Below are 22,998 nucleotides of genomic sequence, written 5' to 3' on the forward strand. Positions count from 1 at the left end.
CACGACAGCGACCCGACAACGACCCGACAGCAACCTGACAGCAACCTGACAGCCGCATGCCAGCTGGCGTCAGGCGTTGGCCAGCGGAGAATCCGGCTGCCAGGGGCGGGCATTGATCCCGCGGAAAATCATCAGCCAGGCGGCGACAATCGCCCCGATAAGAATGACAAAAAGCGACCAGTGCGGCAGATGGGTGAGGATCAACCCCGTCAGCATCGGGTTGAATGCCGCGCCCAGCCATCCCAGCGACTGAGCGGAGAAGTAGCTGGCCTTCATTCCCGGCGGGGCGATATGGTCAATCAGCATATACTCGCCGGGGGCATAAATCACCTCGCCAAGGGTGAAGACTGCCGCCGAGATCCCCCACGCCCACAGGCTGGCGCCGGAGAACATAAAGCCCACGAGGCCGATCACAAAGCAGACGGTGCCGAAGGTCATCAGCGGGCGGATATTTCTGGCGCTCAGTCGCCGGCCAACCGCATACTGCAGAGCGACGACCACCGCGGCGTTAACCGGCAGCACCACGGCCACCACTTTTTCGGCGAAGTCGCTGCTGGCGACCACCAGTACGTACTGCGAGATACAGGAGGCGAAAGCGCCGCCGACGAAGGAGGCCAGCAGCCCTGAACAGGTAAACCACAGCAGCGCGCGGTCGCGCAGCAGCACCGAAGGCGTCCAGACGGCAGCCCCTGGCTGGGCGGCGGCGGCGCCATCTCGCTGCAGAAACAGCTGAATAAACACTAACGGGAAGGCGGCGCAGGCTGCCGCCAGCCAGAATGGCAGATTAATGCTGTGCATCACCAGCAGCGTGCCGATGGGCGGTCCGACGGTCCAGCCGATGTTGAGGATGGTGTAGTTCAGCGAGAAGATGCGCGCTTTTTTCTCCGCCGTCAGCCGGTCGGCGAACCAGGCTTTCAGCACGGTGGAAAAGACCGAGTAGGCGCAGTTGATCAGCGCAAAGAAGATCACCACCAGGATAGCGTTATTGACCAGCGGTATCGCGCTGAAACCAAGGATAAACACCAGCACTGACCACACCATATAGCGCTTTTTGTCGAACTTGTCCGCGAGGATGCCAAAGCCCATGCTAAACAGCACGCCGACCACGAGGGCCAGCGACAGGGCGTAGCCAATCACATCCACCTCCAGCTGATAGCGTCGGGTGAGGTAGATGGTCATAAACGGCAGTGTGGCCCCGCGGCCGATAGTCAACAGTAGCGACGATGCCAGCAGCGCGATGGTGGAGCGCCGGAGTGTGGTGATCATGATTTCCTTGCCTGTCATGTTGTTATAATTTTATGTCTTCGATCACAAATAACACGGCCATCACGCCTTGTACAGGTCGCCCCGGTGGCGATAGGCACTTCCGAACCTGCCAAAAATAATGATCTATCCTGGCGACCGCTTTTTGGTTACTTTGATTTTGTTCACAAAAATTCTAATAACGACAGAGGCAGGGTATGACGAGGAAAGATGGACTGCTGGCGCTGCTGGTAGTGGTGGTGTGGGGGCTTAACTTCGTGGTGATTAAGCTGGGATTGCACAATATGCCGCCGCTGATGCTGGCGGGCCTGCGCTTTATGCTGGTCGCCTTCCCGGCGCTGCTGTTTGTCGCCCGGCCGGCCATTCCGCTGCGCCTGCTGCTGGGCTATGGCCTGACCATTAGCTTTGGCCAGTTTGCCTTTTTGTTCTGCGCTATCGGCCTGGGCATGCCGGCGGGGCTGGCGTCGCTGGTGCTGCAGGCGCAAGCCTTTTTTACCATCATTCTTGGCGCCTTCGTCTTTGGCGAACGCTTACAGGGCAAGCAGCTGGCGGGGATCGCGCTGGCGATCTTCGGCGTGCTGGTGCTGGTGGAGGGGAGCCTCGGCGGGGAGCATGTCCCACTGGTGGGTTTTATGCTGACCCTGGCGGCGGCGCTCAGCTGGGCCTGCGGCAATATTTTCAACAAAAAAATCATGTCGCATGCCGCCCGGCCGCCGATCATGTCGCTGGTGGTGTGGAGCGCATTGATCCCGGTGCTGCCGTTTATGTTTGCCTCGTGGCTGATCGATGGCCCGCAGCTCATGCTGGCGAGTCTACGCCAGATCGATATGCTGACGGTTCTCTCGCTGCTTTACCTGGCGTTTATCGCCACCATCGTCGGCTATGGTATCTGGGGCTCGCTGCTGGGGCGCTATGAAACCTGGCGGGTGGCGCCGCTGTCGCTGCTGGTGCCGGTAGTGGGGATGGCCAGCGCCGCGCTGCTGCTGGGGGAGACGCTGAGCGGACTGCAGCTCGCCGGGGCGGCGCTGATCATGGCCGGGCTCTATATCAACGTTTTCGGTCTGCGTCTGGTGCGGCCGGGCATGGCGCGCGGGTAAAAAAAAGCCCCGGAGACGGGGCTATACACAAGTATGCGTGTAATGGCATCACAGGTCGTGCTGCTGGTAGTACGGCACGCCTAGTTCGTCAGATTTATCATTGCCGGCCGCCATATGATTGAAATCAAACGGCGAGTCGTTATGGTCCGAAGGGATAATCATTGTGTCACGCTGGTTTTGCCGCACCGGCGTGGTGGTTTGCTCCGCAAAGCTGAAGCTGGATGCCAGCGACAGAAGGACGATAGCTGCGGCAGCGAATAATTTCATGATTTCCTCAATACGTCTTTGATATTACAGGCGATTAACATCAGTTATTTAGCGGATGCAGATAGCGGGATTCGCCAGGTACATTCGTTATGCGATATTTGTGGGGCGGAACATCGAAATAGTTTTTAAACGTTCGCGTCAAGGTCTGCTGCGATTCGAAACCGTAGCGTTCCGCCAGGTACAGGATTGGCTCATTGCTCTGCTTGAGCTTTTGCGCAATCTCCGTCAGCTTACGGCTGCGGATGTACTGGCCGAGGGAATGGCCGGTCTCTTTCTTAAACATACGTTGCAGGTGCCACTTGGAGTAACCTGAGCGCTCAGACACTTTTTCCAGCGACAGGGGCGATTCCAGGTTATCCTCGATCCACGACAAAATACTATGGATAGTGATGGCGTCATTATTACGTCTGGACATCATCTTACCTCTTCTTATTGTTACGGCAGGACCTTCTTGAGGAGTTGCTCAAGCATGGCGACTTCGTCCGCCGACAGATTTTTTGTTAACTCCTGGTGTAACTTCTGACCCACAACCTGATGACACTGCTCGCAAAGGGCTGCGCCGTCTGGCGTCAACTGCACCAGCACACCGCGCTTGTCAGCGGGGTTGGGTAACCGTTCAATCCAGCCTTTACACGCCAGGCGGTCGAGCATACGCGTCATCGCGCCCGGGTCGACGGAAAGCACGGTTTTCAGCTCAACGGGGGTAATACATACCTCGCAACGAATGGAACAGAGCACCCGAAACTGGGTCGCGGTAATATCCATGGGTGAGAGGTAGTCGTTGAGCAGGCGATCTTTTTTCTGGTTAACCATCTGGATCAAGCGGCCCAGCGGAATCATCTCGTTGAACAGGTCGCTGGTATTTTTCATGATGGTTGCCCAGGCAATGATTTAGTTGCGAGTGATACTATTGCCCAGGCAATCATAAGTCAACATTATGAATTAGCCGATGCCACGATTTGCTAAAACAAAAAAATTCGACGCTTGTCACTGTTTGTGAATTTTCTAACGCTTGTTAATTTTTGGCGAAAGTGATTTATCAGCTGGCTGGCGTTGGAATTGTTGAAGCCGGTATACTCACGGATTGAAACCATCTTTAAAAAATGAATATTTACGGGACTTTATTTAACTATGTTCGATTTGTTTAAAGCGATAGGGCTCGGCCTGGCGGTGCTTTTACCGCTGGCGAATCCGCTGACTACCGTGGCGCTGTTCCTCGGCCTGGCGGGCAATATGAACAACGCCGAGCGTAACAAGCAGGCGTTGATGGCCTCGGTGTATGTCTTCGCCATCCTGATGGTGTCATGGTATGCCGGCCAGGTGGTGATGAATACATTCGGCATATCAATACCTGGGCTGCGAATCGCCGGGGGGTTGATTGTGGCCTTTATCGGTTTCCGTATGCTGTTCCCCCAGCAAAAAGCCCACGATTCGATGGAAGCGAAGATCAAATCGGAAGAACTACAGGATGAGCCGACCGCCAATATCGCCTTTGTGCCGCTGGCGATGCCAAGCACCGCCGGTCCGGGCACCATCGCGATGATCATTAGTTCCGCCTCGACCGTTAAACACGGGGTGGACTTCCCGGAGTGGGTGGTGCTGGCGGCGCCGCCGATTATCTTTGCCCTGTTGGCGATCATTCTCTGGGGTTGCCTGCGCAGTTCGGGGGCGATTATGCGTCTGGTAGGCAAAGGCGGCATTGAGGCCATCTCACGACTGATGGGCTTCCTGCTGGTCTGCATGGGCGTGCAATTTATTATTAATGGCGTGCTGGAGATCATTTCGACCTGGCATCCCTGACTGCGGTGATGCGCAGAGAGACAACAGCCCGCCGGAGCGATACCGGCGGGCTTTTTTTGCGGCTGAATTAAGAGTGGTGCGGCTGGTGTTCTTCCAGCGATACCGGCCAGCGGCGGAAGATCAGCAGGGCCCAGATCAGGCCTGCCAGCGCCGGGATAGCGCCGATATAGCCGATGGAGGCCATAGAGAGATGCAGACTCACCTGGCTGCCCACCAGCGCGCCGGCGCCAATGCCGATATTAAAGATGCCCGAGAACAGCGACATGGCGACGTCGGTGGCGTCCGGGGCGGAGGCCAGCACTTTCACCTGCATGCCGAGACCGATAATCATAATCGCCACCCCCCAGAAGATGCTGAGCAGCATCAGGTGGTGCGGGTTATGCGAGGCCGGCAGAAGCAGCAGCAGACAGGCCAGCAGCAGGCCGATGGCGAGGCTTATCAGCCCCGAAGCGTGCTGGTTACCGAGCTTGCCGAACAGAATGCTGCCGATAATCCCGGCCCCGCCGAGGATCAGCAGCAGCACGGTGGCAAAATTGCCGCTCAGACCCGCCACCGTCTGGACGAAGGGTTCGATATAGCTGTAGGCGGTATAATGGGCGGTCACCACCACTACGGTCAGAATGTATACGCTGACCAGCGCCGGGCGACGGAACAGCACCGGCAGGCTCTTCAGCGAGCCTGAGTGTTCGCTCGGCAGGGTCGGCAGCAGTTTCACCAGGCAGACCAGGGTGGCTAACGCGCCCAGGCCGATCGCCAGGAAGGTCATTCGCCAGCCAAAATACTGGCCGATGATGCGGCCGATCGGAATCCCAAACACCATCGCCAGCGCGGTACCGGTGGCGATCAGACTGAGCGCCTGCGCCCGTTTGCCCGGGGGGGCCATGCGGATGGCTAGCGCCGACGTTATCGACCAGAACACCGCATGGGCGAAGGCGATGCCGATGCGGCTGATGACCAGCACGTCAAAATTCCATGCAAAGAACGACAGCACATGGCTGGCGATAAACAGAATAAACAGGCCGATGAGCAACCGCCGGCGCTCCACTTTGCTGGTCAGCAGCATAAACGGCAGCGACATTAACGCCACCACCCATGCGTAGATGGTCAGCATCATGCCCACCTGGGCAGTTTCCATGCCGAAGCTGTCGGCAATATCCGACAGCAGACCGACCGGGGCGAATTCTGTGGTGTTAAAAATAAACGCGGCGATGGCCAACGTCACGACACGTAGCCACGCTACCTTGCGTGAGACCGTATTCGTAGTCATAAGCTCTGGACTGGTGATTCAGGGGAAGATGTGACGCCGATCATAAAACGTTTGCTGGCGAAAAGACAATCATTATGTGATCTGCCTCTCATTTCACTGCAAGCAGCCAGGCGCGGTTAAGCAATTAATTTTGCTATGGATAGTGTCAGAGGGGCGCTTTTATGTCATGTTGAAGGAAAGTAAAAAAAGTAAGGACAGTGTATGCAGGAAATTCAATTTTATCTGGTCGATGCTTTCAGCGATAAAAACTTCGGTGGCAATGCCGCGGCCGTCTGCCCCCTCAGCGAGTGGTTAGCCGACGATGTGCTGCTGAAAATGGCCCAACAGCATAATCAGTCCGAAACGGCGTTCTTCGTCCGCACCGACGAAGGCTATGAGCTGCGCTGGTTTACCACGCTGCACGAGATCAACCTCTGCGGTCATGCCACCCTGGCCGCGGCGCACGTTATTTTTGAATATCTCGACCATCCCTCGGCGACTATCACCTTCAGCACCCGCTTCGTTGGCGACCTGCGAGTCACCCGCAGCGGCGACTGGCTGACGCTCGACTTCCCGGCGTGGACGACCACCCCGGTGGCCAACCCGCCGGCGGACCTGCTGGCCGGACTGGGACTCGAGGCGGCCGTCGAGGTACGTGAAGGGCGCGATTATCTGGTGCTGCTGGCGGATCGTCAGCAGGTTGAAGCGGTGCGGCCGGACATGGCGCGCCTGCAGACGCTTGGCAAAATGATCTGCGTCAGCGCGCCGGATGAGGAGTATGACTTTGTCAGCCGCTTCTTCTGCCCGGGTGAAGGGGTGCCGGAGGATCCGGTGACCGGCTCCGCCCATAGCATGCTGATCCCCTGGTGGGGCGAAAAACTGGGGAAAACCACCATGATGGCGCGCCAGGGCTCCGCCCGCGGCGGCGACCTGCGCTGCCAGTGGCAGGGCGACCGAGTGCTGATCGGCGGCCAGGCCACCACCTATCTGCGCGGAACGATTTATCTGCGAGGGTAATCGTTACCGACAGCCACCTGCCGGAAGCGACCCGCGAGGCGCTGGTGACCCTTTCCCCACAGCTGATCATTGCCGACTGAACCAGACGTCGCCGTCTGCCATCAGGGCAGACGCGCGATATTGGCTTTGATTACCGCAATCGACTGGCTGAACTTCGCCTGCTCTTCGTCGGCCAGCCGCAGTTCGATAATCTGCTCCACGCCCCCCTGGGCCAGCACCGCCGGCACCCCAGCCGCCGCGCCGCAGACCCCGTACTCACCGTCAAGAATGCAGGAGACCGCCAGCGCGCGGTGGCTGCCGGTAAAAATATTACGGCAGATCTCGGCGATGGTGCCTGCCACACCATATTCCGTACAGCCTTTACCGGCGTAGATCTCAAACCCCAGCTTACGCACTTTGTCGGCCATCGCCTCGCGGTCGAGCGGCCGGCCGGTGCGCTGCTGGTAGAGGTCGGCTATCGGCGAGCCATACACCGAGGAGTGCGACCAAACCGGAAACTGAGTGTCGCCGTGCTCGCCGAGGATAAAAGCGTCGATGCTCTGGGCGCCAATGTTCAGCTCCTGCGCCAGCAGACGGCGCAGGCGGGTGGTATCCAGCCAGACGCCGGTGCCCAGCACCTGGCTGCGCGGCAGGCCGGAGAGCTGCCATACCTGCCAGGTGATGATGTCGCAGGGGTTCGTGGCTACCAGAAAGATGCCGTTAAACCCATTGGCCATCATCGTTGGCACGATGCGCTTCACTATCTTCGCGGTGGTGGTCAGTTCATCCAGTCGGCTCTGGCCTGGACGCAGCGCGCCGCCGGAGACGGTGATCACCGCGATGTCGACATCAGCGCAGTCGCTGGCCTCCCGGGTAGAGATGGTCATCATCCCCGGCCGATAGGCCGCGGCATCGCTGAGGTCCTGAGCGTGTGCCTCGGCGCGCTGTTGGTTAATGTCGACGAGGATCAGCTCCTCGCAGATGCTCTGATTGAGCAGCGCGTAGGCCGCCGACGCGCCGACGTTGCCGGCGCCAATAATCATCACTTTACGGGCTTTGGTGTGCATATTCAGCTCTCAAAAACGAACGGCAGGGGATAAAATTACTGTGTTTCAGTGAGTTAGCGCAAGTGGTTGGCGGCAATATAAGTTAATGCTATGGCGGAAACCGTCCTGAGGCGCGCTACAGTGGCATAAAAAAAGGAGCTCACCTATGTATACCGTTACCGACATCGCCCCCACCGACGCCGAATTTACCGCCCTGATTGCCGCCCTCGACGCCTGGCAGGAGACACTCTACCCGGCGGAGAGCAACCATCTGCTGGACCTCGGCCAGCTGCCGCCAGAGACAGTGATCGCCCTGGCGATTCGCAGTCCGCAGGGCGAAGCCGTTGGCTGCGGGGCCATTGTCCTCAGCGCTGAAGGTTTTGGCGAGATGAAGCGGGTCTATATCGATCCGCAGCACCGCGGACAGCAGCTGGGAGAAAAGCTGCTGGCGGCCCTGGAGGAGAAAGCGCGGCAGCGCGACTGCCATACTCTGCGCCTGGAGACCGGCATCCATCAGCATGCGGCCATCACCCTCTATACGCGCAACGGCTATCAGACCCGCTGCGCGTTTGCCCCTTACCAGCCCGATCCGCTCAGCGTGTTTATGGAGAAACCGCTGTTCGCCGATCTTCGTTCAGCAGCGCTATAAACGCCTCCAGCTGGCGGGTTTTGGCGCCCCGGCGCCACACCAGCCAGGTGGTGAGCCAGCGCCACTCTTCCGCCAGCGGCCAGGCGGATACCTGCTGATGGCCGGGCATACTTTCCAGCATACTGCGCGGGATCAACGCCAGGCCCGCGCCGGCGATCACGCAGGCCAGCATCCCGTGGTAAGACTCCATCTCGTGGATCCTCCCCGGGGTCGCTCTGTCGGCATGGAACCAGCTCTCAAAATGCCGGCGGTAGGAACAGTTGGCGCGAAAAGCGTAGACATTTGCCCCGTTCACTTCGCTGGCGTGGGCGATGGGCGCGTGGCCGTAGGGGGCGACGATCATCATCTCTTCAGGGAACACCGGCAGCCCCTCCAGGCCCGGATGCACCAGCGGTCCATCAACGAACGCGGCGCTCAGGGCTCCCTCCAGCACGCCGTCGATCATCGTCCCGGAGGGGCCGGTGGAGAGGGCGAGATGAATTTTCGGGTAACGCTGATTAAAGTGGGCCAGGGTGGTGGGGATCCGCACCGCCGCGGTGCTCTCCAGCGAACCGAGAGAGAACAGCCCCTGGGGTTCGTCGCCCGCCACCACCATTCGCGCCTCGTCAACCAGGGCGAGGATCTGCTGGCTGTAGCGTAAAAAGCTGTGGCCTGCGGGGGAGAGGCGCAGCCGCTGGTTCTCGCGAATAAACAGCTCAACGCCAAGATCAGCCTCCAGCTGGCGGATGCGGGTGGTGAGGTTGGACGGCACACGATGCACTTTTTGCGCCGCCTGGGTGATGCTGCCGGTGCTGGCGACAGCGTTAAACATCTCAAGTTGAGTCAGGTCCATACCATTCTTCTTTTGTGAATGCGTTGCTTAATATTATTCATTTTCAATGAATGGAAAGGTAAGCCAGAATACGCTCACTTCGCAAGCAACGAGAGAGAGAATAACGATGAATTTATCTGCAACGCACGCCGTATCCGTCAACCCGACTACCGGTGAGGTGGTCTCCTCGCTGCCGTGGGCCAGCGAACGCGAGGTCGACGCGGCTATCGCTCTCGCCGCGGCGGGTTATCGCCAGTGGCGTCAGACGCCGCTCGCCGCACGCGCCGACGCGCTGCGCCGCATTGGGGCCGAGCTGCGCGCCCGCGGTGAAGAGGTGGCCCAGACGATCACGCTCGAGATGGGCAAACCGATTGCTCAGGCTCGCGGCGAGTTGGCGAAATCCGCCAACCTCTGCGACTGGTATGCCGAACATGGCCCGGCGATGCTGGCGACCGAAGCCACCCTGGTGGAAAATAACCAGGCGGTGATCGAATATCGTCCGCTGGGGGCCATTCTGGCGGTGATGCCGTGGAATTTCCCGGTCTGGCAGGTGCTGCGCGGCGCGGTGCCGATCCTGCTGGCCGGCAACAGCTACCTGCTGAAGCATGCCCCTAACGTAATGGGCAGCGCCCGTCTGCTGGGCGAAATTTTTGCCGCCGCCGGCCTGCCGGAGGGGGTTTTTGGCTGGGTCAATGCCACCAATGACGGCGTTTCGCAGATTATCAATGACGACCGCATCGCGGCGGTGACCGTCACCGGCAGCGTCCGCGCCGGAAAAGCGATTGGCGCTCAGGCGGGCGCAGCGCTGAAGAAATGCGTGCTCGAGCTGGGGGGATCCGATCCCTTTATCGTCCTGAACGACGCCGATCTGGATGAAGCGGTAAAGGCCGCCGTCACCGGCCGCTATCAGAACAGCGGCCAGGTGTGCGCCGCGTCGAAACGATTTATCCTCGAAGCCGGCATTGCCGAAGCCTTCACCCGCAAATTTGTCGACGCCGTCGCGGCGCTGAAGATGGGCGATCCGCGCGACGAGCAGAATTACGTCGGGCCGATGGCGCGATTCGATCTGCGCGATGAACTGCACCAGCAGGTCACGGCGACCCTCGATGAAGGCGCGACCCTGCTGCTGGGGGCGGAGAAAATCGAAGGGGCGGGCAATTACTACGCGCCCACGGTCCTGGGCAACGTCACCGCCGGAATGACCGGCTTCCGCCAGGAACTGTTTGGTCCGGTGGCGACCCTGACCACCGCCCGAGATGCGGACCACGCGCTGGCCCTCGCCAACGACAGCGAATTTGGCCTGTCAGCAACGGTCTACACCACCGACGAGGCGCAGGCTCAGCGCTTTGCCCGCGAGCTGGAGTGCGGCGGCGTCTTCCTTAACGGCTACTGCGCCAGCGACGCCCGGGTGGCTTTCGGCGGCGTGAAGAAGAGCGGTTTTGGTCGTGAACTGTCGCATTTTGGTCTGCACGAGTTCTGCAATGCGCAGACCGTCTGGAAAGACCGTCGCTAATCTGCGTTTGCCCCTGACGACCGTCGTTCTCGTCTGCTATACTCGCCCACCAAAATTCGACGGTGGGCAAGGAGCCGCGCGTGGCGACGGTGATCAATAACGCAATGCTGGAAGCCATTCTGGCAGAAATCAGGCCGCTGATTGGCCGCGGTAAAGTGGCGGATTATATTCCGGCGCTGGCCAGCGTCAGCGGCGACAAGCTTGGCATCGCTATCAGTACAGTGGACGGGCAACATTTTGCCGCCGGCGATGCGCATGAACGATTCTCCATCCAGTCGATCTCCAAAGTATTGAGTCTGGTGGTGGCCATGAACCACTATCAGGAAGAAGAGATCTGGCAGCGGGTGGGGAAAGATCCCTCTGGCCAGCCGTTTAACTCGCTGCTGCAGCTGGAGATCGAGCAGGGTAAACCGCGCAACCCGTTTATCAACGCCGGGGCGCTGGTGGTTTGCGACATGCTGCAGAGCCGGCTCAGCGCGCCGCGCCAGCGGATGCTGGAGATAGTCCGCCGCCTCAGCGGCGTGGCCGATATCGCCTACGATCCGCTGGTGGCCCGCTCTGAGTTTGAACATTCGGCGCGCAACGCCGCTATCGCCTGGCTGATGAAATCCTTCGGCAACTTCCATAACGACGTCACCACCGTGCTGCAGAACTATTTTCATTACTGTTCGCTGGAGATGAGCTGCGTCGAGCTGGCGCGAACCTTTCTCTTCCTCGCCGACCGCGGCATCGCCCCGCACCTGGAAAAGCCGGTTATCGCGCCTATCCAGTCCCGTCAGGTGAATGCCCTGATGATGACCAGCGGCATGTACCAGAACGCCGGCGAGTTCGCCTGGCGCGTGGGGCTGCCGGCGAAATCGGGCGTCGGCGGCGGAATTGTGGCGATCGTGCCGCAGGAGATGGCGATCGCGGTGTGGAGCCCGGAGCTTGACGAGGCGGGTAACTCGCTGGCCGGGGTGGCGCTGCTGGAGAAACTGACTCAGCGGCTGGGGAGGTCGGTGTTCTGATGGTCGATCAGGATCGGTTGTTTGCTCGTCTGGCGCGCTCGACGTTTCGTTCGCGCTTCCGGCTGGGGATGAAAGAGCGGCAATATTGTCTCGATAAGGGACCGGAGGTCATCGACCAGCACGCCGCCGATTTCATTCGCCAGCGGCTGGCATCCGCCGCGCCGGCCAATGATGGCAAGCAGACGCCGATGCGCGGTCACCCGGTGTTTATCGCCCAGCACGCGACCGCCACCTGCTGTCGCGGCTGCCTGGAAAAATGGCACGCCATTCCCCACGGCCGCGCGCTGAGCGAGCAGGAACAGCGCTATATTGTGCAGGTGATCCACCGCTGGCTGGTGCTGCAGATGAACGCGCCGTCTGTGCGCTAATTTGCATTTGATCGGCGCCGGAGTATGCCTGATAAATATTCTCATGTTATGATAATCCGCTAACTAACTATTAACATAATAATTGCCTGAAACAATTAGACGGATAATTACTGAATGTCTTCACTGTCGATTCGGTCATTTACGCTGTTTCGTGAAGAACAACCCGTGCGCGATGCACTGGTCTTATTTACGTTAACGCTACTGCTGCATTTTCTGGGCGCCATGCTGCGTCTGGTGCAGGAGCTCTCTTTCTTCTGGCCGCTCAACGCCGTGATGGCCGGGATTTTTGCGCGCTACGTATGGCTTAATCGCAGCTATTTTTATGCCGTCTGCTTTGCGGCAATGCTGGTCTATGACGGATTAACCTCGCGCTGGGGAATGGGCTTTGCCTCATTGCTGATTAACTTCTCCAATATTGTCTTTATTGTGACCCTGGCACAGCTGGTGCTGTGGGATAAACGACGCGCCGATTCCATGCCAGGCCCGATTAACGCGCTTAATTTATTCTGTTTCTGTCTGTTAGCCGCGTTGCTGTGCGCAGCGGTCGGCGCGCTGGGGTCGGTGGACGTCGAGCGCGCCACCTTTATCCCCCAGCTGGCGGACTGGTTTAGCGAGCAGTTCTCGACGGCGGTGCTTATCCTGCCGTTTATTCTGACCCTGACGCTGCCATCCGCGTTAAGCGGTTTTCGCTTTCACCAGCTGCTGCCAGCGCTGGCGCTGGTGCTGTCGATTGCCCTCGGCGTGGCGGTGGGCGGCGCCGGCAGCATTACCTTCCCGTTACCGGCCCTGATCTGGTGCGCCGTGCGCTATCCGCTGCCGCTGACCTGCCTGTTGACCTTTCTCACCGGCATCGGCGAGATACTGCTGGTGGCCAACTCGTTAATTCACTTTTCGCCGGATACGCGAATGCAGCCGTGGCAGCTGTTCTCCACCCGCCTGGGGATCGCGGCTATGCTGATAAGCCCGGTGATCGTCGCCTCCAGCGTCGAGGCGATTAACATGCTGGTGAAGCAGCTGGCCCTGCGCGCTGATTTTGATTTCCAGACCCGCGTCTATTCTCGTTCCGGGCTGAGCGAGGCGCTGAAGCGCCAGGCGCTGCAGGCGGATAAGCTGCTGACGGTGATGGTGCTGGATATCGATGGCTTCAAGCGAGTGAATGATGCTCTGGGCCATGAAGGCGGCGATTGCGTGCTGACCCAGTTTGCCCAGCAGGTTCGACACCTGGTGGGCGAGCAGGGGATGGTTGCCCGTATCGGCGGCGAGGAGTTTGCCGTGGCCGCCGTCGTCGACAGCGCTCAGCAGGGCTATCTGCTGGCGGAGAAGATCCGCCACGGTGTGGAGTCGCAACCCTTCGGCCTCGGTCAGAACCCGATCCATCTGACCATCAGTATGGGACTGGAGACCCGCGAGGTGGGCCACGCCCGCATTACCGAACTGTTTAACCAGCTGCTGCTGGCGGCGGATGATGAAATGGTCAAAGCCAAACAGACCGGCCGTAACCGCATCTGTATGCCGGCGCTCACCGAAAGTGCGCCATAAGAAAATCCTATCAGGATCTCTCTTGTGTTAATTTTTGGTTAAAAACATAGTGATGTGGTCGATAACAGGGAGCTCTTATGACCACATCCTTTTCACTGCGCACGCTGTCGCGTGACGATATTATTCATCATCTTCCGGCATTAAGCGATATCCTGGCCAGCTGCGTTAACGGCGGCGCCTCGGTGAGCTTTATGCTGCCTTTCAGTCTGCAAACCGCGACGACCTTCTGGCAACGTACCGCTGACAGTGTGGCGGCCGGGGAGCGCATCGTGCTGGCCGCCCTTGACGCTGACTCGCGCCCCGTCGGCACCGTGCAGCTGATTATCAGGCAGCCGGAAAATCAGCCGCATCGTGCGGATGTCGCCAAACTTTTGGTTCACCAAAATGCCCGCCGCCAGGGTATTGCCAACGCGCTGATGGCGGAGCTGGAGCAAACCGCTCGTCGGGAAGGGAAGACAGTGCTGGTGCTGGACACGGCGACCGGCAGCGGGGCGGAGCAGTTCTATGTTCGCTGCGGTTGGGAAAAAGTGGGGGAAATTCCGCGCTATGCGCTGATGCCAGACGGCAAGATGACTGCCACCTCGCTGTTCTATAAGTTTCTGCCCTGACGGCCGCTATTGCAGAATGCTTTGATCAAAACAGGGTTTCAGTGGTCGTAAAACCTGATAACTTATTGGACCAATTACTCAGGTTGTATGACTACTATTAGAGGGAACCCATTGTGAAAACATTAAACCGTCGTGATTTCCCCGGCGCGCAGTACCCTGACCGTATCGTCCAGTTTGGTGAAGGCAACTTCCTGCGCGCATTCGTTGACTGGCAGATCGACCTGCTCAACGAGCATACCGACCTGAATGCGGGCATCGTGGTCGTTCGCCCCATTGACACGGATTTTCCACCGTCTCTGAACACCCAGGACGGCCTCTATACCACCATTATCCGTGGTCTCAACGAGCAGGGCGAAGCGGTTAGCGACGCGCGGTTGATCCGATCGGTCAACCGCGAAATCAGCGCTTACGCTGACTACGACGCTTTTTTACGTCTGGCGCATAACCCGGAGATACGGTTTGTCTTCTCCAATACCACCGAGGCAGGCATCAGCTACCATGCCGGGGGCCGGTTTGACGACGCGCCGCCGGTCAGCTATCCGGCGAAACTAACCCGCCTGCTGTTTGAGCGTTACCAGCATTTCGCCGGCGCAGCCGATAAGGGATGGGTGATTATCCCTTGCGAACTGATCGATTATAACGGTGAGGCGCTGCAGGCCCTGGTCCTGCGCTATGCCACCGAGTGGCAGCTGCCGCAGGACTTTATCAACTGGCTCACCTCGGCGAACACCTTCTGTTCCACCCTGGTGGATCGCATTGTGACCGGCTATCCGCGCGATGAAGTGGCGGCCCTTGAGGCGCAAACCGGCTATCAAGATGCTTTCCTCGATACCGCCGAGCACTTCTATCTGTTTGTTATCCAGGGGCCCGCTTCGCTGGCCAGCGAGCTGCGTCTCGATAAACTGCCGCTGAATGTGCGTATCGTCGACGATATCAAGCCCTATAAAGAGCGCAAAGTGGCGATCCTTAACGGGGCGCACACCGCCCTGGTGCCGGTGGCCTTCCAGGCTGGAATCGATACCGTCGGCGAAGCGATGAACGACGCGGAGATTTGCGCGTTTGTCGAAAAAGCGATTTATGACGAGATTATTCCGGTGCTGGACCTGCCGCGCGATGAGCTGGTGTCATTCGCCAGCGCCGTGACCGGGCGCTTCCGCAATCCCTATATCAAACATCAGCTGCTCTCGATCGCCCTCAACGGCATGACCAAGTACCGCACCCGTATTCTGCCGCAGCTGCTGGCAGGGCAGAAGGCGCATGGCACGCTGCCGCCGCGCCTGACCTTCGCGCTGGCGGCGCTGATCGCCTTCTACCGAGGAGAGCGGGAGGGGACAAGCTATCCGGTACAGGATGATGCTGACTGGCTGACGCGCTACCAGACGCTCTGGGCCCGCCATCGCGACGGTCAGATAAGCACCCGCGAGCTGGTTTCCGCTGTGCTCAGCGTGGAGTCCCACTGGGAGCAGGATCTAAGCCAGATCCCCGGACTGGTGGATCAGGTCGCCGCTGACCTTGACGCTATTCTGACCCGCGGGATGCGCGACGCCGTCAGGCCGCTCTGCTGATAGCGAAGTCTCTTCTCTTCACCCGGCTGCGGCCGGGTTTATTGGCACTCAAATTAGTTACAACATACTTTTTTATTGTCCCGATAAAGCCGGTCAGCAGCCCCGCTGCAAAAGGCTTTTTAGTGCCAAATCGCCCTGCGCAGGCGGGAATTATGGTTAAGCCGCTTGAACAAATATCTGCGCAGGAAAATAATGGCCTTAATACCTGGTTCCTGCCAATGTTCGCAGGCTAATTCATTCATCTGTAAGGAAACTCGCATGGTCATCGATATCCGGGAAGTACGGCCGCATGACAAAGCCGAATGGCTTCAGCTCTGGGAAGGCTATACCCACTTCTACGGCAGTCCGCAGCCGGAAGAGGTGACCGAATGCACCTGGCAGCGGATGCTGGACGTGAACTCACCCGTGCTGGGCAGGGTCGCAGTGGTGAATGATACGGTGGTGGGATTCGCTATCTGCATTCTGCACGAAGGCACCTGGGTCACCACGCCAATCTGCTATCTGGAGGATCTGTTCGTCGATCCAGCTTTCCGCGGACAAGGCATTGCCAGAACGCTGATTAAGTCGCTGCAAACCGAAGGGACTGATCAAGGCTGGTCACGTCTGTACTGGCATACTCGCCGTGATAATCCCGCCCGCCACCTGTATGATGAGTTCACCCCAGCTGACGATTATGTACGCTACAGGATCACCCTTGACTCCTGAAGCGATAAGATGCTGTTAAGCTTTTCCCGCTATAACAGGGGAAACAGGCTCAGGAGAAGCAACGATGGAAAAACGTCTCGAAACAGTGGTCAATCTGATAATGTTTCTTTCGCTATTGGCGACGGCCTGGGATCTGTCACTGGTGCATCATCTCGCCTGGTAGCAACTAAATAGCCTGAATCGCGGCGCCCCTGCAGGCGCCGCCTGACTTATTCACCCGCCATTTTGCCGGCGCTAAAACTCCAGTCCTCCAGCTGGTTAAACTGGATCACCACCATCACGTCCTGCGGGCTGACCGCCATCTCATCGGCTAACCGCGCGCAGAGCCGACGATAGAGACCCTGTTTCTGCGCCCGGCGGCGCGGTTTTCCGGCGAAAATATGAAACAGCACGAAGCGATCGCTGCGACCGCCGCTAAGATAATGCGGGTCGTAAATGCGCTGCCCGTCGGCGGTCTGCTCGATAAACTGAAATTTGTCCGCCGGCGGCACGGCAAACTCCGCCACCAGGCACTCATGGAATAGCGCCGACAGCTGAGCAAACTCCGCGGGACGCCATGCCGTACCAAGCGAAATTCGGGTCAGAGGCATGGCGCCTCCTGCGCGTTCAGGCAGGTCAGGGCGCTGGCCGCCGCCGGCCAGCCGGCGTAGAACGCCAGGTGGGTAAATAATTCGACAATTTCCTCCTGGCTCAGGCCATTTTGATAGCCGTAGGCGATATGCCAGGGCAGTTGCTCGGTTTTGCCCAGCGCCGTCAGGGCGGAGAGGGTGATTAAGCTGCGTTCCCGGGGCGACAGCTCGCTGCGCGCCCAGATATCGCCAAACAGCACCGTTTCGGTCAGTTCTGCCAGTTTTGGCGCAATGGCAGCCAGCGAGTGGCGATCGACAGGGGTGGTATCCATGGTGACTCCCGTTACAGGTTGAAGTGGTCGTCACTGTCGCACGCTGAGGAATGTGTTGAATATCGCAATGTTCAGGATAATTGATCCTGAAAAACAGGAATGTTTGCTGGCTCGACTTGCTTATGTATTGGTTATGTTTTACGCCACGCTCAAGGCAACCGTCAGGCGGCTATTTTTCGCGCCACGATAAACAGACGTGGAAAGCGTAGAAGCACCATTCCGTTACACTGTAACGGATAGTGGTCGGCCAACAATGCCAAATAGCGGGTCAGAAAGGCGCTTTTGGCCTGCTCATCGAGGTCCGTCAGATAAGGTCGCAATCCGGTGCCCTGCAGCCAGTCGACTATCGCCTGATGAGAAGCGAGCGGATGAAAATAGGTGGTGCGCCAGATATCAACTTCACAGCCCTGTCGGGTGAGCAGATCGTACCAGGCGTCCGGCGGAAGCAAGGGCTGGCGGCCGCGGTCCGGCAATCCCAGCTCGCCGGCGACCTGACGCATCAGAGTATGGGAGGGCTCCTGCCAGTTATCCGGCATCTGCACCGCCAGCGTACCGTTATCCGCCAGCTGATTCACCAGATGCGGAAACAGCGTCTCATGATCCGCCAGCCACTGCAGCGAGGCGTTGGCATAGATCACGTCTGGTGGTTGCGCAGGCCGCCAGCTGGCGATATCGGCCTCGATGAACTCACAGTCGGGTAAGGCCCGCGCCGCCTGGTCCAGCATGGCCGGGGAGTTATCGATACCGACGATCGCCGCCAGCGGCCAGGCGGCACGCAGCAGGCGGGTACTGTTGCCCGGCCCACAGCCGAGGTCAACGACGCTCTCTACCTGCAGGTGAGCGATACGGGAAAGCAGGTCAGCCGCCGGGCGGGTGCGCTCAGCGTCAAACTGCAGATACAGCGAAGGATTCCAGTCAGCCATCGGGCGTTGTCCTGTGTGAGGGAGACAGGGCAAAGCATAGAACGCCCAGGGCCGCCTGTCAGGGGAAATGATCCCCTGCAGCACCTGGCAGCGTGACACTGTCACAGATAAAATGGCATCAGCAGGCTATCGCGTGCGGTATGGGCACATTGTGAGGGGAAGCGGATTGGTCAGCATCTGCGCCCGCAGCGGGCGCAGTGGCTTATTCGGCGTTCTTCAGCGCTTCGGCGCGGCTGGCGGTGGCGTAAACAAAATCCAGCATCGGCTCGAGATCGGTATCGTAGCCGGCCTGAATAATCTTCCCGCGCAGCCATTCGATTTCACTGGTGATATCGGGATGGAAAATGTTGTTATCCTGCGCCCGGCGCAGCCATTTCAGCAGAAAGTTGTTCTTTCCTCGGATACCGCCCGACTTTTTCGACTTTCCGTGCATCTTCAGCGCGACCAGGACGCAGTAATAGAAATGAACGCGCTGATTAAAACTTTGGTGCATGTCTGTGTTTCCCGCCAGAATCAGGAATTCACCGTGTGGGTCAGTGATTCGGATTGGACTACGGCGGCGGGCTGGATCGTTGCGCGATCTCTGTTGTTTTCCGCCACCGTCCTTGCATCTGTCGCCAGACGCTGAGGGGGATGTTGGCACGGAAGCCGAATCGTCGTCAATTGCCGATTCGTTTTTTGCCGGTGTCGGCAGCCCGCGGCGATCCGCGAGCCGGGCCTGGCTACGTCCTGACCGCTGCCCGCTGTTGCAGATGTACGCGTAAAATCAGCAGGAAAGCGAACACGACGACGATCGCCGCCAGCAGATACAGGGTGGCGAGATCGTAGTAGCCGGCGACCCAGCCGGCCAGCGGCCCGGTCAGCCCCAGCGCGAGGTCAAGGAACGCCGAGTAGGTGCCGAGGGCGGTCCCCTGGTTTTGCTCTTCCACCTGTTTTACCGCCTCAACCCCCAACGCCGGGAAGACCAGCGAAAAACCCGAGCCGGTGAGGAAGGCGCCGATGCCCGCCACCCAGGCTGACGGCGCCAGCCAGATAAGCAGCAGACCGAGACATTCGATGACGAAGCAGGCCAGGGAGACCGGGACTCCGCCATAGCGGGTGATGGTATTCCCCAGCACCAGGCGAACACAGATAAAACCGACGCTGAACAGCGAGAGGGTAAACGCGGCGCCCTGCCAGCTGTGCGCGGCAAAGTAAAGGGTGATAAAGGTGGCGATAACGCCGAAACCGACGGTGCCAAAGGCCAGCCCCAGGCCATAAGGCCAGATTTTGCGCACCACCGCGTGAAAGGGCGCTCTGACACCGGCGGTCACGCTGACGTCTTGCCGCGTGCGGGCGAACAGCAGGCCGATGGCGGCGACCATCACCACCACCGTGGCAAAGCCGCTGATGCCGAAATAGTGGTTAAGAGTGACCCCCAGCGGCGCGCCCACCGCCATCGCCACATAGGTCGCCACGCCGTTCCACGAGATCACCCGTGACGTATGGATCGCGCCGACGGTTTTGATCCCCCAGAGGGTGGCTCCGGTGGCGGTAAAGCTCTCGCCGACGCCAAGAAATACCCGGCCCGCCAACAGCGCGGCAATCGCCAGCATGGGCATCGTCTGCAACATTACCGCCAGCAGCGTGAAGGCGCCGCTAAGCAGACAGCAGACGATCCCGAGGCTAACCACTCTTTTCGGCCCCCAGATATCGGTATAGCGCCCGGCGTGCGGCCGGCTTATTAGCGTGGAGATGTACTGCAGACTGATCACAATACCGGCGACAAAGGTGCTGTAGCCCAGCTGATAGTGAATATAACCCGGTAGAACGGCCAGTGGCAGACCAATGGAGAGATAGCAGATACAGGTAAAAACAACGATCGAAATGATGCGCAAATTAAGCTGCGTGGTGCTGACGGAAGTGCTCATAGGGATAAAGGGTTAATACATAGGGATGTTTAGCATAGCGCGCCGCGAGAAGGCTGGCGAGTCGGGAAGGCGTTTTATCGGTAACCGACGGGAACGTTGTCTGTCCGAAGGTAAATAATTGCTTTTGCAGCGGTTGACGCCAGCCCCGATCATCGTCAGCTCGCCGCCACATGCGACTCATCGCCCACCACGCCCCAGGCGCGGTTTTGCAGCACGGTGCGATAGCCGTCGCGGTCGACGAAAGTGACGCCGTTGACCTCCCAGTAGGGGTTGAACGCCGTGACGCGCAGAAACCCGGCGGCGTCCATGGCGCTGCATTGTGCCTCCCAGGCCTGACGCTGCGGATAGTACAGCACCAGCAGATCTTCATCTCCTGGCGAGGGGGTAACGGGATGGTGGCGGCAGTGGGTGAATTCCAGATGCCAGCTGGCATCCGCGGAGCCGATCATAATCCCGCTAAATCCTTCATGATCGGTAAAGCTGCCAAGTTCCTGCAGCCCCAGCCCGGCACAATACATGCTGGCGCTGGTCTCCAGTTCGCTGACCGGTCTGGCGATGCGCATGTGGCAGAACGACATAATGACTCCCATAAGGCGTAGGCCGGATCAGGCGCAGCCGCCACCCGGCAAAAAAGCGGCGTCACAGCCGCGACCTGTGGCGAAAAGCGATTCTGTCGCTGTTGTCGCTCGGGTTGATACTGTAGCGGCAAAACGCCTCTGCGTTTGTCGGCAAGAGCTCTGGGTCGCCCCCTGCGCGTGTGTCACTGAATCCTCTTCTAGCTTAGCCGTTCGCAGCGCTTTGCAACAGGATGCGCCACTCGCTGAGGGCGGAGGTGCTGAACCCCTGACGCCAGATAAGCTGGGTGGTCGCCTCGCACAGCGGTTCGCTAAGACAGTTTTCGGGAAGCGTCATCAGCGACAGCACGCTCTGCGGCAGCAGGCAGACGTAGCGCCCGGAGGCCACGCAGGCCAGCATGCTGTGATAGGAGCTAACCTCATGCACCTCGACGGCCGCCTGTTGCTCCGCCAGCCAGCGCTCTCCCAACGCCCGATAGCTGCAGCCGCTGGTAAATGCCGCGAACCGCAGCGGGCCCGCGCCCTGCGGCCGGACCAGCATCAGGGTTTCCTGAAACACCGGGACAGATTCCAGCCCGGGCGGGCATGTCGGTTGGCCATCCGGCCCTGGCGGCAGGCAGACCAGCGCGGCATCGAGGGCGGCGGTGAATACCCCCTCGGCTAACTGGCGGGTCGGCCGGGTGCTGAGGGTGACATCCACCTGCGGGCATTGCTGTTGGAAGCGGGTAAGCAGCGGCGGCAGACGGCTGGCGGCGGTCGCCTCCATCGCGCCCAACCGCAGGCTGCCGCCGGGTGTGGTCGGATGCAGAGCCTGCTTTGCCTCCTCCGCCAGGCTCAGGATCCGCCGGGCATAGCTGAGAAACTGAACGCCTGCCGGCGATAGCACCATTTTTTTGTTGCCGCGGACGAAAAGTTCCACGGCAAGCTCCTCTTCCAGCTGCTGAATACGGGTGGTGATATTAGACTGGGCGCGGCCAAGCCGTTTTGCTGCCAGGGTGACGCTTTGCGTGTCGGCCACCTGGATAAAAATCTGCAGTGTGCTGTGGTTCATATTTTTATTCTCAATATGATAATGATGTTGATCTTATCATCTTTAAAAGAGATGGTAAGCCTCCGGCATCACTCATCTACGAGGAACTCATGCAAAATTCACTGCTTTCGCTTCTTGATATTGACTACCCCCTGATCCAGGCCCCGATGGCGGGCGTCTCCACCCCTGCGCTGGCTGCTGCGGTGAGTAATGCCGGGGCGCTGGGTTCGCTGGGGCTGGGCGCTGCAACCGTTTCCCAGGCGGAAGCGATGATCGTCGCCACCCGCCAGCTGACGGACCGGCCGTTCAATGTCAATTTATTTTGCCATGCGCCGCCGCGGCGCAACGCCCCACGTGAAGCGGACTGGGCAGAGACGCTGCGCCCCCATTTTACCCGCTTTGGCAGTACGCCTCCGGCATCGCTTAGGGAGATATACCAGACGTTTATCGGCCACACCGCCATGCTGGAGCTGCTTCTCGACCACTCGCCGGCGGTGGTGAGCTTTCATTTCGGCCTTCCTGAAGGTGAGACGATCCAGCGTCTGCGACAGCAGGGGATTGTCACCCTGGCGACGGCAACCTCGCTCCAGGAGGCGCTGCTGATTGAACAGCAGGGGATCGACGTGGTGGTCGCTCAGGGCTATGAGGCGGGCGGGCACCGGGGGATCTTTGCTCCGCAGGAGCCTGACGCGCAGCTGAGCACCTTCACCCTGGTGCAACTTCTGCGGCGTCGACTAACCATCCCGGTAGTGGCCGCCGGGGGCATCATGGACGGAGCGGGGATCGCTAGCGTGATGCAGTTGGGGGCGCAGGGCGTACAGCTCGGTACGGCGTTTTTACTGTGTCCGGAATCGGCCGCCGACGCCGGCTATCGCGCGGCGATCCACAACAGCCTTGACGGGCGTACGGTGCTGACCTCCGCGATATCCGGGCGTCCGGCACGCTGTCTGGCTAATGCCTTCTGCGCGCTAGGGGAAGCCTGTCCGACGAGCGCCGTGCCGGATTATCCGCTGGCGTATGATATCGGCAAAGCGCTGGCCGCCGCCGCGAAAGCCCAGGGCGTCCATGAGTATGGCGCCCACTGGGCCGGGCAGGGGGTGGGGTTGATCCGCGAGTGTGACGCCGCCAGTCTGGTCCGCCAGCTGGCGGCAGAGAGCGGCTGGAACTAATGACTGACGG

The 22,998-nt window shown here is 59.6% G+C and carries 26 protein-coding genes and 1 pseudogene; 13 read left to right on the top strand and 14 right to left on the bottom strand.

Features of this window, described 5'->3' with window-relative positions; translation table 11 throughout:
* Window positions 1-69 precede the first annotated feature (69 nt).
* A complete protein-coding gene (gene ydeE, locus CE636_RS27915) occupies window positions 70-1,266 on the bottom strand; it encodes an efflux MFS transporter YdeE (RefSeq protein ID WP_004205975.1) in 1,197 nt (398 codons plus the stop codon).
* A gap of 194 nt (window positions 1,267-1,460) precedes the next feature.
* Between ydeE and eamA the strand changes: the two genes are divergently transcribed.
* Window positions 1,461-2,360, top strand: coding sequence for an O-acetylserine/cysteine exporter (gene eamA / locus CE636_RS27920; RefSeq protein WP_017900356.1), 900 nt, complete (start codon window positions 1,461-1,463; stop codon window positions 2,358-2,360).
* A gap of 48 nt (window positions 2,361-2,408) precedes the next feature.
* On the opposite strand, the gene marB is transcribed toward eamA, so the two are convergent.
* Genes marB through marR form a run of 3 tightly spaced genes read right to left on the bottom strand, consistent with a single transcriptional unit; the run spans window position 2,409 to window position 3,497 of the window.
* A complete protein-coding gene (gene marB, locus CE636_RS27925) occupies window positions 2,409-2,627 on the bottom strand; it encodes a multiple antibiotic resistance protein MarB (RefSeq protein WP_017900357.1) in 219 nt (72 codons plus the stop codon).
* A gap of 40 nt (window positions 2,628-2,667) precedes the next feature.
* Window positions 2,668-3,042 carry an MDR efflux pump AcrAB transcriptional activator MarA gene (gene marA / locus CE636_RS27930; protein WP_002904397.1) on the bottom strand — a complete coding sequence of 125 codons (375 nt, stop codon included), beginning with the start codon at window positions 3,040-3,042 and terminating at the stop codon, window positions 2,668-2,670.
* A gap of 20 nt (window positions 3,043-3,062) precedes the next feature.
* A complete protein-coding gene (marR, locus tag CE636_RS27935) occupies window positions 3,063-3,497 on the bottom strand; it encodes a multiple antibiotic resistance transcriptional regulator MarR (protein ID WP_017900358.1) in 435 nt (144 codons plus the stop codon).
* 261 nt (window positions 3,498-3,758) lie between these two features.
* Here marR and CE636_RS27940 point away from each other — a divergent pair, with 261 nt between their 5' ends.
* On the top strand, window positions 3,759-4,427 hold the full coding sequence (locus CE636_RS27940; RefSeq protein ID WP_004205969.1) for a MarC family NAAT transporter: 669 nt from the start codon (window positions 3,759-3,761) through the stop codon (window positions 4,425-4,427).
* A gap of 67 nt (window positions 4,428-4,494) precedes the next feature.
* On the opposite strand, the gene CE636_RS27945 is transcribed toward CE636_RS27940, so the two are convergent.
* Window positions 4,495-5,694 (bottom strand): sugar transporter, encoded by a 1,200-nt coding sequence (locus CE636_RS27945; protein ID WP_004205967.1) that lies wholly within the window; start codon window positions 5,692-5,694, stop codon window positions 4,495-4,497.
* A 201-nt stretch (window positions 5,695-5,895) separates the two neighbouring features.
* Here CE636_RS27945 and CE636_RS27950 point away from each other — a divergent pair, with 201 nt between their 5' ends.
* Window positions 5,896-6,690, top strand: coding sequence for a PhzF family phenazine biosynthesis protein (locus CE636_RS27950; protein WP_017900359.1), 795 nt, complete (start codon window positions 5,896-5,898; stop codon window positions 6,688-6,690).
* Window positions 6,690-6,770, top strand: a pseudogene (locus tag CE636_RS27955) (DeoR/GlpR transcriptional regulator); the annotation flags it as partial. The gene CE636_RS27950 and the pseudogene CE636_RS27955, both read left to right, overlap by 1 nt.
* A gap of 21 nt (window positions 6,771-6,791) precedes the next feature.
* Here the strand turns inward: CE636_RS27955 and CE636_RS27960 are convergent.
* Window positions 6,792-7,736 (bottom strand): L-lactate dehydrogenase, encoded by a 945-nt coding sequence (locus CE636_RS27960; RefSeq protein ID WP_017900360.1) that lies wholly within the window; start codon window positions 7,734-7,736, stop codon window positions 6,792-6,794.
* Between the two features lie 145 nt (window positions 7,737-7,881).
* Here CE636_RS27960 and CE636_RS27965 point away from each other — a divergent pair, with 145 nt between their 5' ends.
* A complete protein-coding gene (locus CE636_RS27965; protein ID WP_017900361.1) occupies window positions 7,882-8,364 on the top strand; it encodes a GNAT family N-acetyltransferase in 483 nt (160 codons plus the stop codon).
* Here the strand turns inward: CE636_RS27965 and ptrR are convergent.
* On the bottom strand, window positions 8,318-9,196 hold the full coding sequence (ptrR, locus tag CE636_RS27970; protein WP_017900362.1) for a putrescine utilization regulator PtrR: 879 nt from the start codon (window positions 9,194-9,196) through the stop codon (window positions 8,318-8,320). The genes CE636_RS27965 and ptrR overlap by 47 nt on opposite strands.
* Window positions 9,197-9,302: 106 nt before the next feature.
* Between ptrR and sad the strand changes: the two genes are divergently transcribed.
* The 7 genes from sad to CE636_RS28005 all read left to right on the top strand — a co-directional run bounded on the left by sad (window position 9,303) and on the right by CE636_RS28005 (window position 16,480).
* Window positions 9,303-10,688 (top strand): succinate-semialdehyde dehydrogenase, encoded by a 1,386-nt coding sequence (gene sad / locus CE636_RS27975; RefSeq protein WP_017900363.1) that lies wholly within the window; start codon window positions 9,303-9,305, stop codon window positions 10,686-10,688.
* Between the two features lie 80 nt (window positions 10,689-10,768).
* On the top strand, window positions 10,769-11,695 hold the full coding sequence (gene glsB, locus CE636_RS27980) for a glutaminase B (protein ID WP_004205960.1): 927 nt from the start codon (window positions 10,769-10,771) through the stop codon (window positions 11,693-11,695).
* Window positions 11,695-12,063 carry a DUF4186 domain-containing protein gene (locus tag CE636_RS27985; protein WP_004205959.1) on the top strand — a complete coding sequence of 123 codons (369 nt, stop codon included), beginning with the start codon at window positions 11,695-11,697 and terminating at the stop codon, window positions 12,061-12,063. The genes glsB and CE636_RS27985 overlap by 1 nt, the downstream gene beginning before the upstream one ends.
* A 114-nt stretch (window positions 12,064-12,177) precedes the next feature.
* The gene (locus CE636_RS27990) at window positions 12,178-13,602 is read left to right on the top strand and encodes a GGDEF domain-containing protein (protein WP_017900364.1); all 1,425 of its coding nucleotides are present in this window, start codon (window positions 12,178-12,180) and stop codon (window positions 13,600-13,602) included.
* Between the two features lie 77 nt (window positions 13,603-13,679).
* On the top strand, window positions 13,680-14,210 hold the full coding sequence (locus CE636_RS27995; protein WP_017900365.1) for a GNAT family N-acetyltransferase: 531 nt from the start codon (window positions 13,680-13,682) through the stop codon (window positions 14,208-14,210).
* A gap of 113 nt (window positions 14,211-14,323) precedes the next feature.
* Window positions 14,324-15,775 (top strand): tagaturonate reductase, encoded by a 1,452-nt coding sequence (locus CE636_RS28000; RefSeq protein ID WP_017900366.1) that lies wholly within the window; start codon window positions 14,324-14,326, stop codon window positions 15,773-15,775.
* A gap of 258 nt (window positions 15,776-16,033) precedes the next feature.
* A complete protein-coding gene (locus CE636_RS28005) occupies window positions 16,034-16,480 on the top strand; it encodes a GNAT family N-acetyltransferase (protein WP_017900367.1) in 447 nt (148 codons plus the stop codon).
* A gap of 209 nt (window positions 16,481-16,689) precedes the next feature.
* Here CE636_RS28005 and CE636_RS28015 read toward each other — a convergent pair whose 3' ends face one another.
* From CE636_RS28015 to CE636_RS28045, 7 genes are all read right to left on the bottom strand, one after another.
* Complete coding sequence (locus CE636_RS28015) at window positions 16,690-17,070, bottom strand: tautomerase family protein (RefSeq protein ID WP_004205951.1); 381 nt, start codon at window positions 17,068-17,070, stop codon at window positions 16,690-16,692.
* A complete protein-coding gene (locus CE636_RS28020) occupies window positions 17,061-17,381 on the bottom strand; it encodes a carboxymuconolactone decarboxylase family protein (RefSeq protein WP_017900368.1) in 321 nt (106 codons plus the stop codon). The genes CE636_RS28015 and CE636_RS28020 overlap by 10 nt, the downstream gene beginning before the upstream one ends.
* 161 nt (window positions 17,382-17,542) lie before the next feature.
* A complete protein-coding gene (gene tam / locus CE636_RS28025; protein ID WP_017900369.1) occupies window positions 17,543-18,304 on the bottom strand; it encodes a trans-aconitate 2-methyltransferase in 762 nt (253 codons plus the stop codon).
* A 202-nt stretch (window positions 18,305-18,506) separates the two neighbouring features.
* The gene (locus CE636_RS28030; protein ID WP_004205945.1) at window positions 18,507-18,797 is read right to left on the bottom strand and encodes a hypothetical protein; all 291 of its coding nucleotides are present in this window, start codon (window positions 18,795-18,797) and stop codon (window positions 18,507-18,509) included.
* A gap of 229 nt (window positions 18,798-19,026) precedes the next feature.
* Window positions 19,027-20,214 carry an MFS transporter gene (locus CE636_RS28035; protein WP_004205944.1) on the bottom strand — a complete coding sequence of 396 codons (1,188 nt, stop codon included), beginning with the start codon at window positions 20,212-20,214 and terminating at the stop codon, window positions 19,027-19,029.
* A 155-nt stretch (window positions 20,215-20,369) separates the two neighbouring features.
* Window positions 20,370-20,792 carry a VOC family protein gene (locus CE636_RS28040; protein ID WP_004205943.1) on the bottom strand — a complete coding sequence of 141 codons (423 nt, stop codon included), beginning with the start codon at window positions 20,790-20,792 and terminating at the stop codon, window positions 20,370-20,372.
* A 202-nt stretch (window positions 20,793-20,994) separates the two neighbouring features.
* On the bottom strand, window positions 20,995-21,840 hold the full coding sequence (locus CE636_RS28045) for a LysR substrate-binding domain-containing protein (RefSeq protein ID WP_017900370.1): 846 nt from the start codon (window positions 21,838-21,840) through the stop codon (window positions 20,995-20,997).
* A gap of 89 nt (window positions 21,841-21,929) precedes the next feature.
* On the opposite strand from CE636_RS28045, the gene CE636_RS28050 reads away from it, so the two are divergent.
* Window positions 21,930-22,988, top strand: a complete 1,059-nt coding sequence (locus tag CE636_RS28050) for an NAD(P)H-dependent flavin oxidoreductase (protein ID WP_032447045.1) — start codon at window positions 21,930-21,932, stop codon at window positions 22,986-22,988.
* The last annotated feature ends 10 nt before the right edge of the window (window positions 22,989-22,998 follow it).

Source organism: Klebsiella sp. LY, from assembly GCF_004010915.1.
GTDB classification, from domain to species: Bacteria; Pseudomonadota; Gammaproteobacteria; order Enterobacterales; family Enterobacteriaceae; genus Klebsiella; species Klebsiella quasipneumoniae.

Coding starts and splice junctions, on each gene's coding strand:
- ydeE (WP_004205975.1), bottom strand. CDS start 1,266: ATGATCACCACACTCCGGCGCTCCACCATCGCGCTGCTGGCATCGTCG.
- eamA (WP_017900356.1), top strand. CDS start 1,461: ATGACGAGGAAAGATGGACTGCTGGCGCTGCTGGTAGTGGTGGTGTGG.
- marB (WP_017900357.1), bottom strand. CDS start 2,627: ATGAAATTATTCGCTGCCGCAGCTATCGTCCTTCTGTCGCTGGCATCC.
- marA (WP_002904397.1), bottom strand. CDS start 3,042: ATGTCCAGACGTAATAATGACGCCATCACTATCCATAGTATTTTGTCG.
- marR (WP_017900358.1), bottom strand. CDS start 3,497: ATGAAAAATACCAGCGACCTGTTCAACGAGATGATTCCGCTGGGCCGC.
- CE636_RS27940 (WP_004205969.1), top strand. CDS start 3,759: ATGTTCGATTTGTTTAAAGCGATAGGGCTCGGCCTGGCGGTGCTTTTA.
- CE636_RS27945 (WP_004205967.1), bottom strand. CDS start 5,694: ATGACTACGAATACGGTCTCACGCAAGGTAGCGTGGCTACGTGTCGTG.
- CE636_RS27950 (WP_017900359.1), top strand. CDS start 5,896: ATGCAGGAAATTCAATTTTATCTGGTCGATGCTTTCAGCGATAAAAAC.
- CE636_RS27960 (WP_017900360.1), bottom strand. CDS start 7,736: ATGCACACCAAAGCCCGTAAAGTGATGATTATTGGCGCCGGCAACGTC.
- CE636_RS27965 (WP_017900361.1), top strand. CDS start 7,882: ATGTATACCGTTACCGACATCGCCCCCACCGACGCCGAATTTACCGCC.
- ptrR (WP_017900362.1), bottom strand. CDS start 9,196: ATGGACCTGACTCAACTTGAGATGTTTAACGCTGTCGCCAGCACCGGC.
- sad (WP_017900363.1), top strand. CDS start 9,303: ATGAATTTATCTGCAACGCACGCCGTATCCGTCAACCCGACTACCGGT.
- CE636_RS27985 (WP_004205959.1), top strand. CDS start 11,695: ATGGTCGATCAGGATCGGTTGTTTGCTCGTCTGGCGCGCTCGACGTTT.
- CE636_RS27990 (WP_017900364.1), top strand. CDS start 12,178: ATGTCTTCACTGTCGATTCGGTCATTTACGCTGTTTCGTGAAGAACAA.
- CE636_RS27995 (WP_017900365.1), top strand. CDS start 13,680: ATGACCACATCCTTTTCACTGCGCACGCTGTCGCGTGACGATATTATT.
- CE636_RS28005 (WP_017900367.1), top strand. CDS start 16,034: ATGGTCATCGATATCCGGGAAGTACGGCCGCATGACAAAGCCGAATGG.
- CE636_RS28015 (WP_004205951.1), bottom strand. CDS start 17,070: ATGCCTCTGACCCGAATTTCGCTTGGTACGGCATGGCGTCCCGCGGAG.
- CE636_RS28020 (WP_017900368.1), bottom strand. CDS start 17,381: ATGGATACCACCCCTGTCGATCGCCACTCGCTGGCTGCCATTGCGCCA.
- tam (WP_017900369.1), bottom strand. CDS start 18,304: ATGGCTGACTGGAATCCTTCGCTGTATCTGCAGTTTGACGCTGAGCGC.
- CE636_RS28030 (WP_004205945.1), bottom strand. CDS start 18,797: ATGCACCAAAGTTTTAATCAGCGCGTTCATTTCTATTACTGCGTCCTG.
- CE636_RS28035 (WP_004205944.1), bottom strand. CDS start 20,214: ATGAGCACTTCCGTCAGCACCACGCAGCTTAATTTGCGCATCATTTCG.
- CE636_RS28040 (WP_004205943.1), bottom strand. CDS start 20,792: ATGTCGTTCTGCCACATGCGCATCGCCAGACCGGTCAGCGAACTGGAG.
- CE636_RS28045 (WP_017900370.1), bottom strand. CDS start 21,840: ATGAACCACAGCACACTGCAGATTTTTATCCAGGTGGCCGACACGCAA.
- CE636_RS28050 (WP_032447045.1), top strand. CDS start 21,930: ATGCAAAATTCACTGCTTTCGCTTCTTGATATTGACTACCCCCTGATC.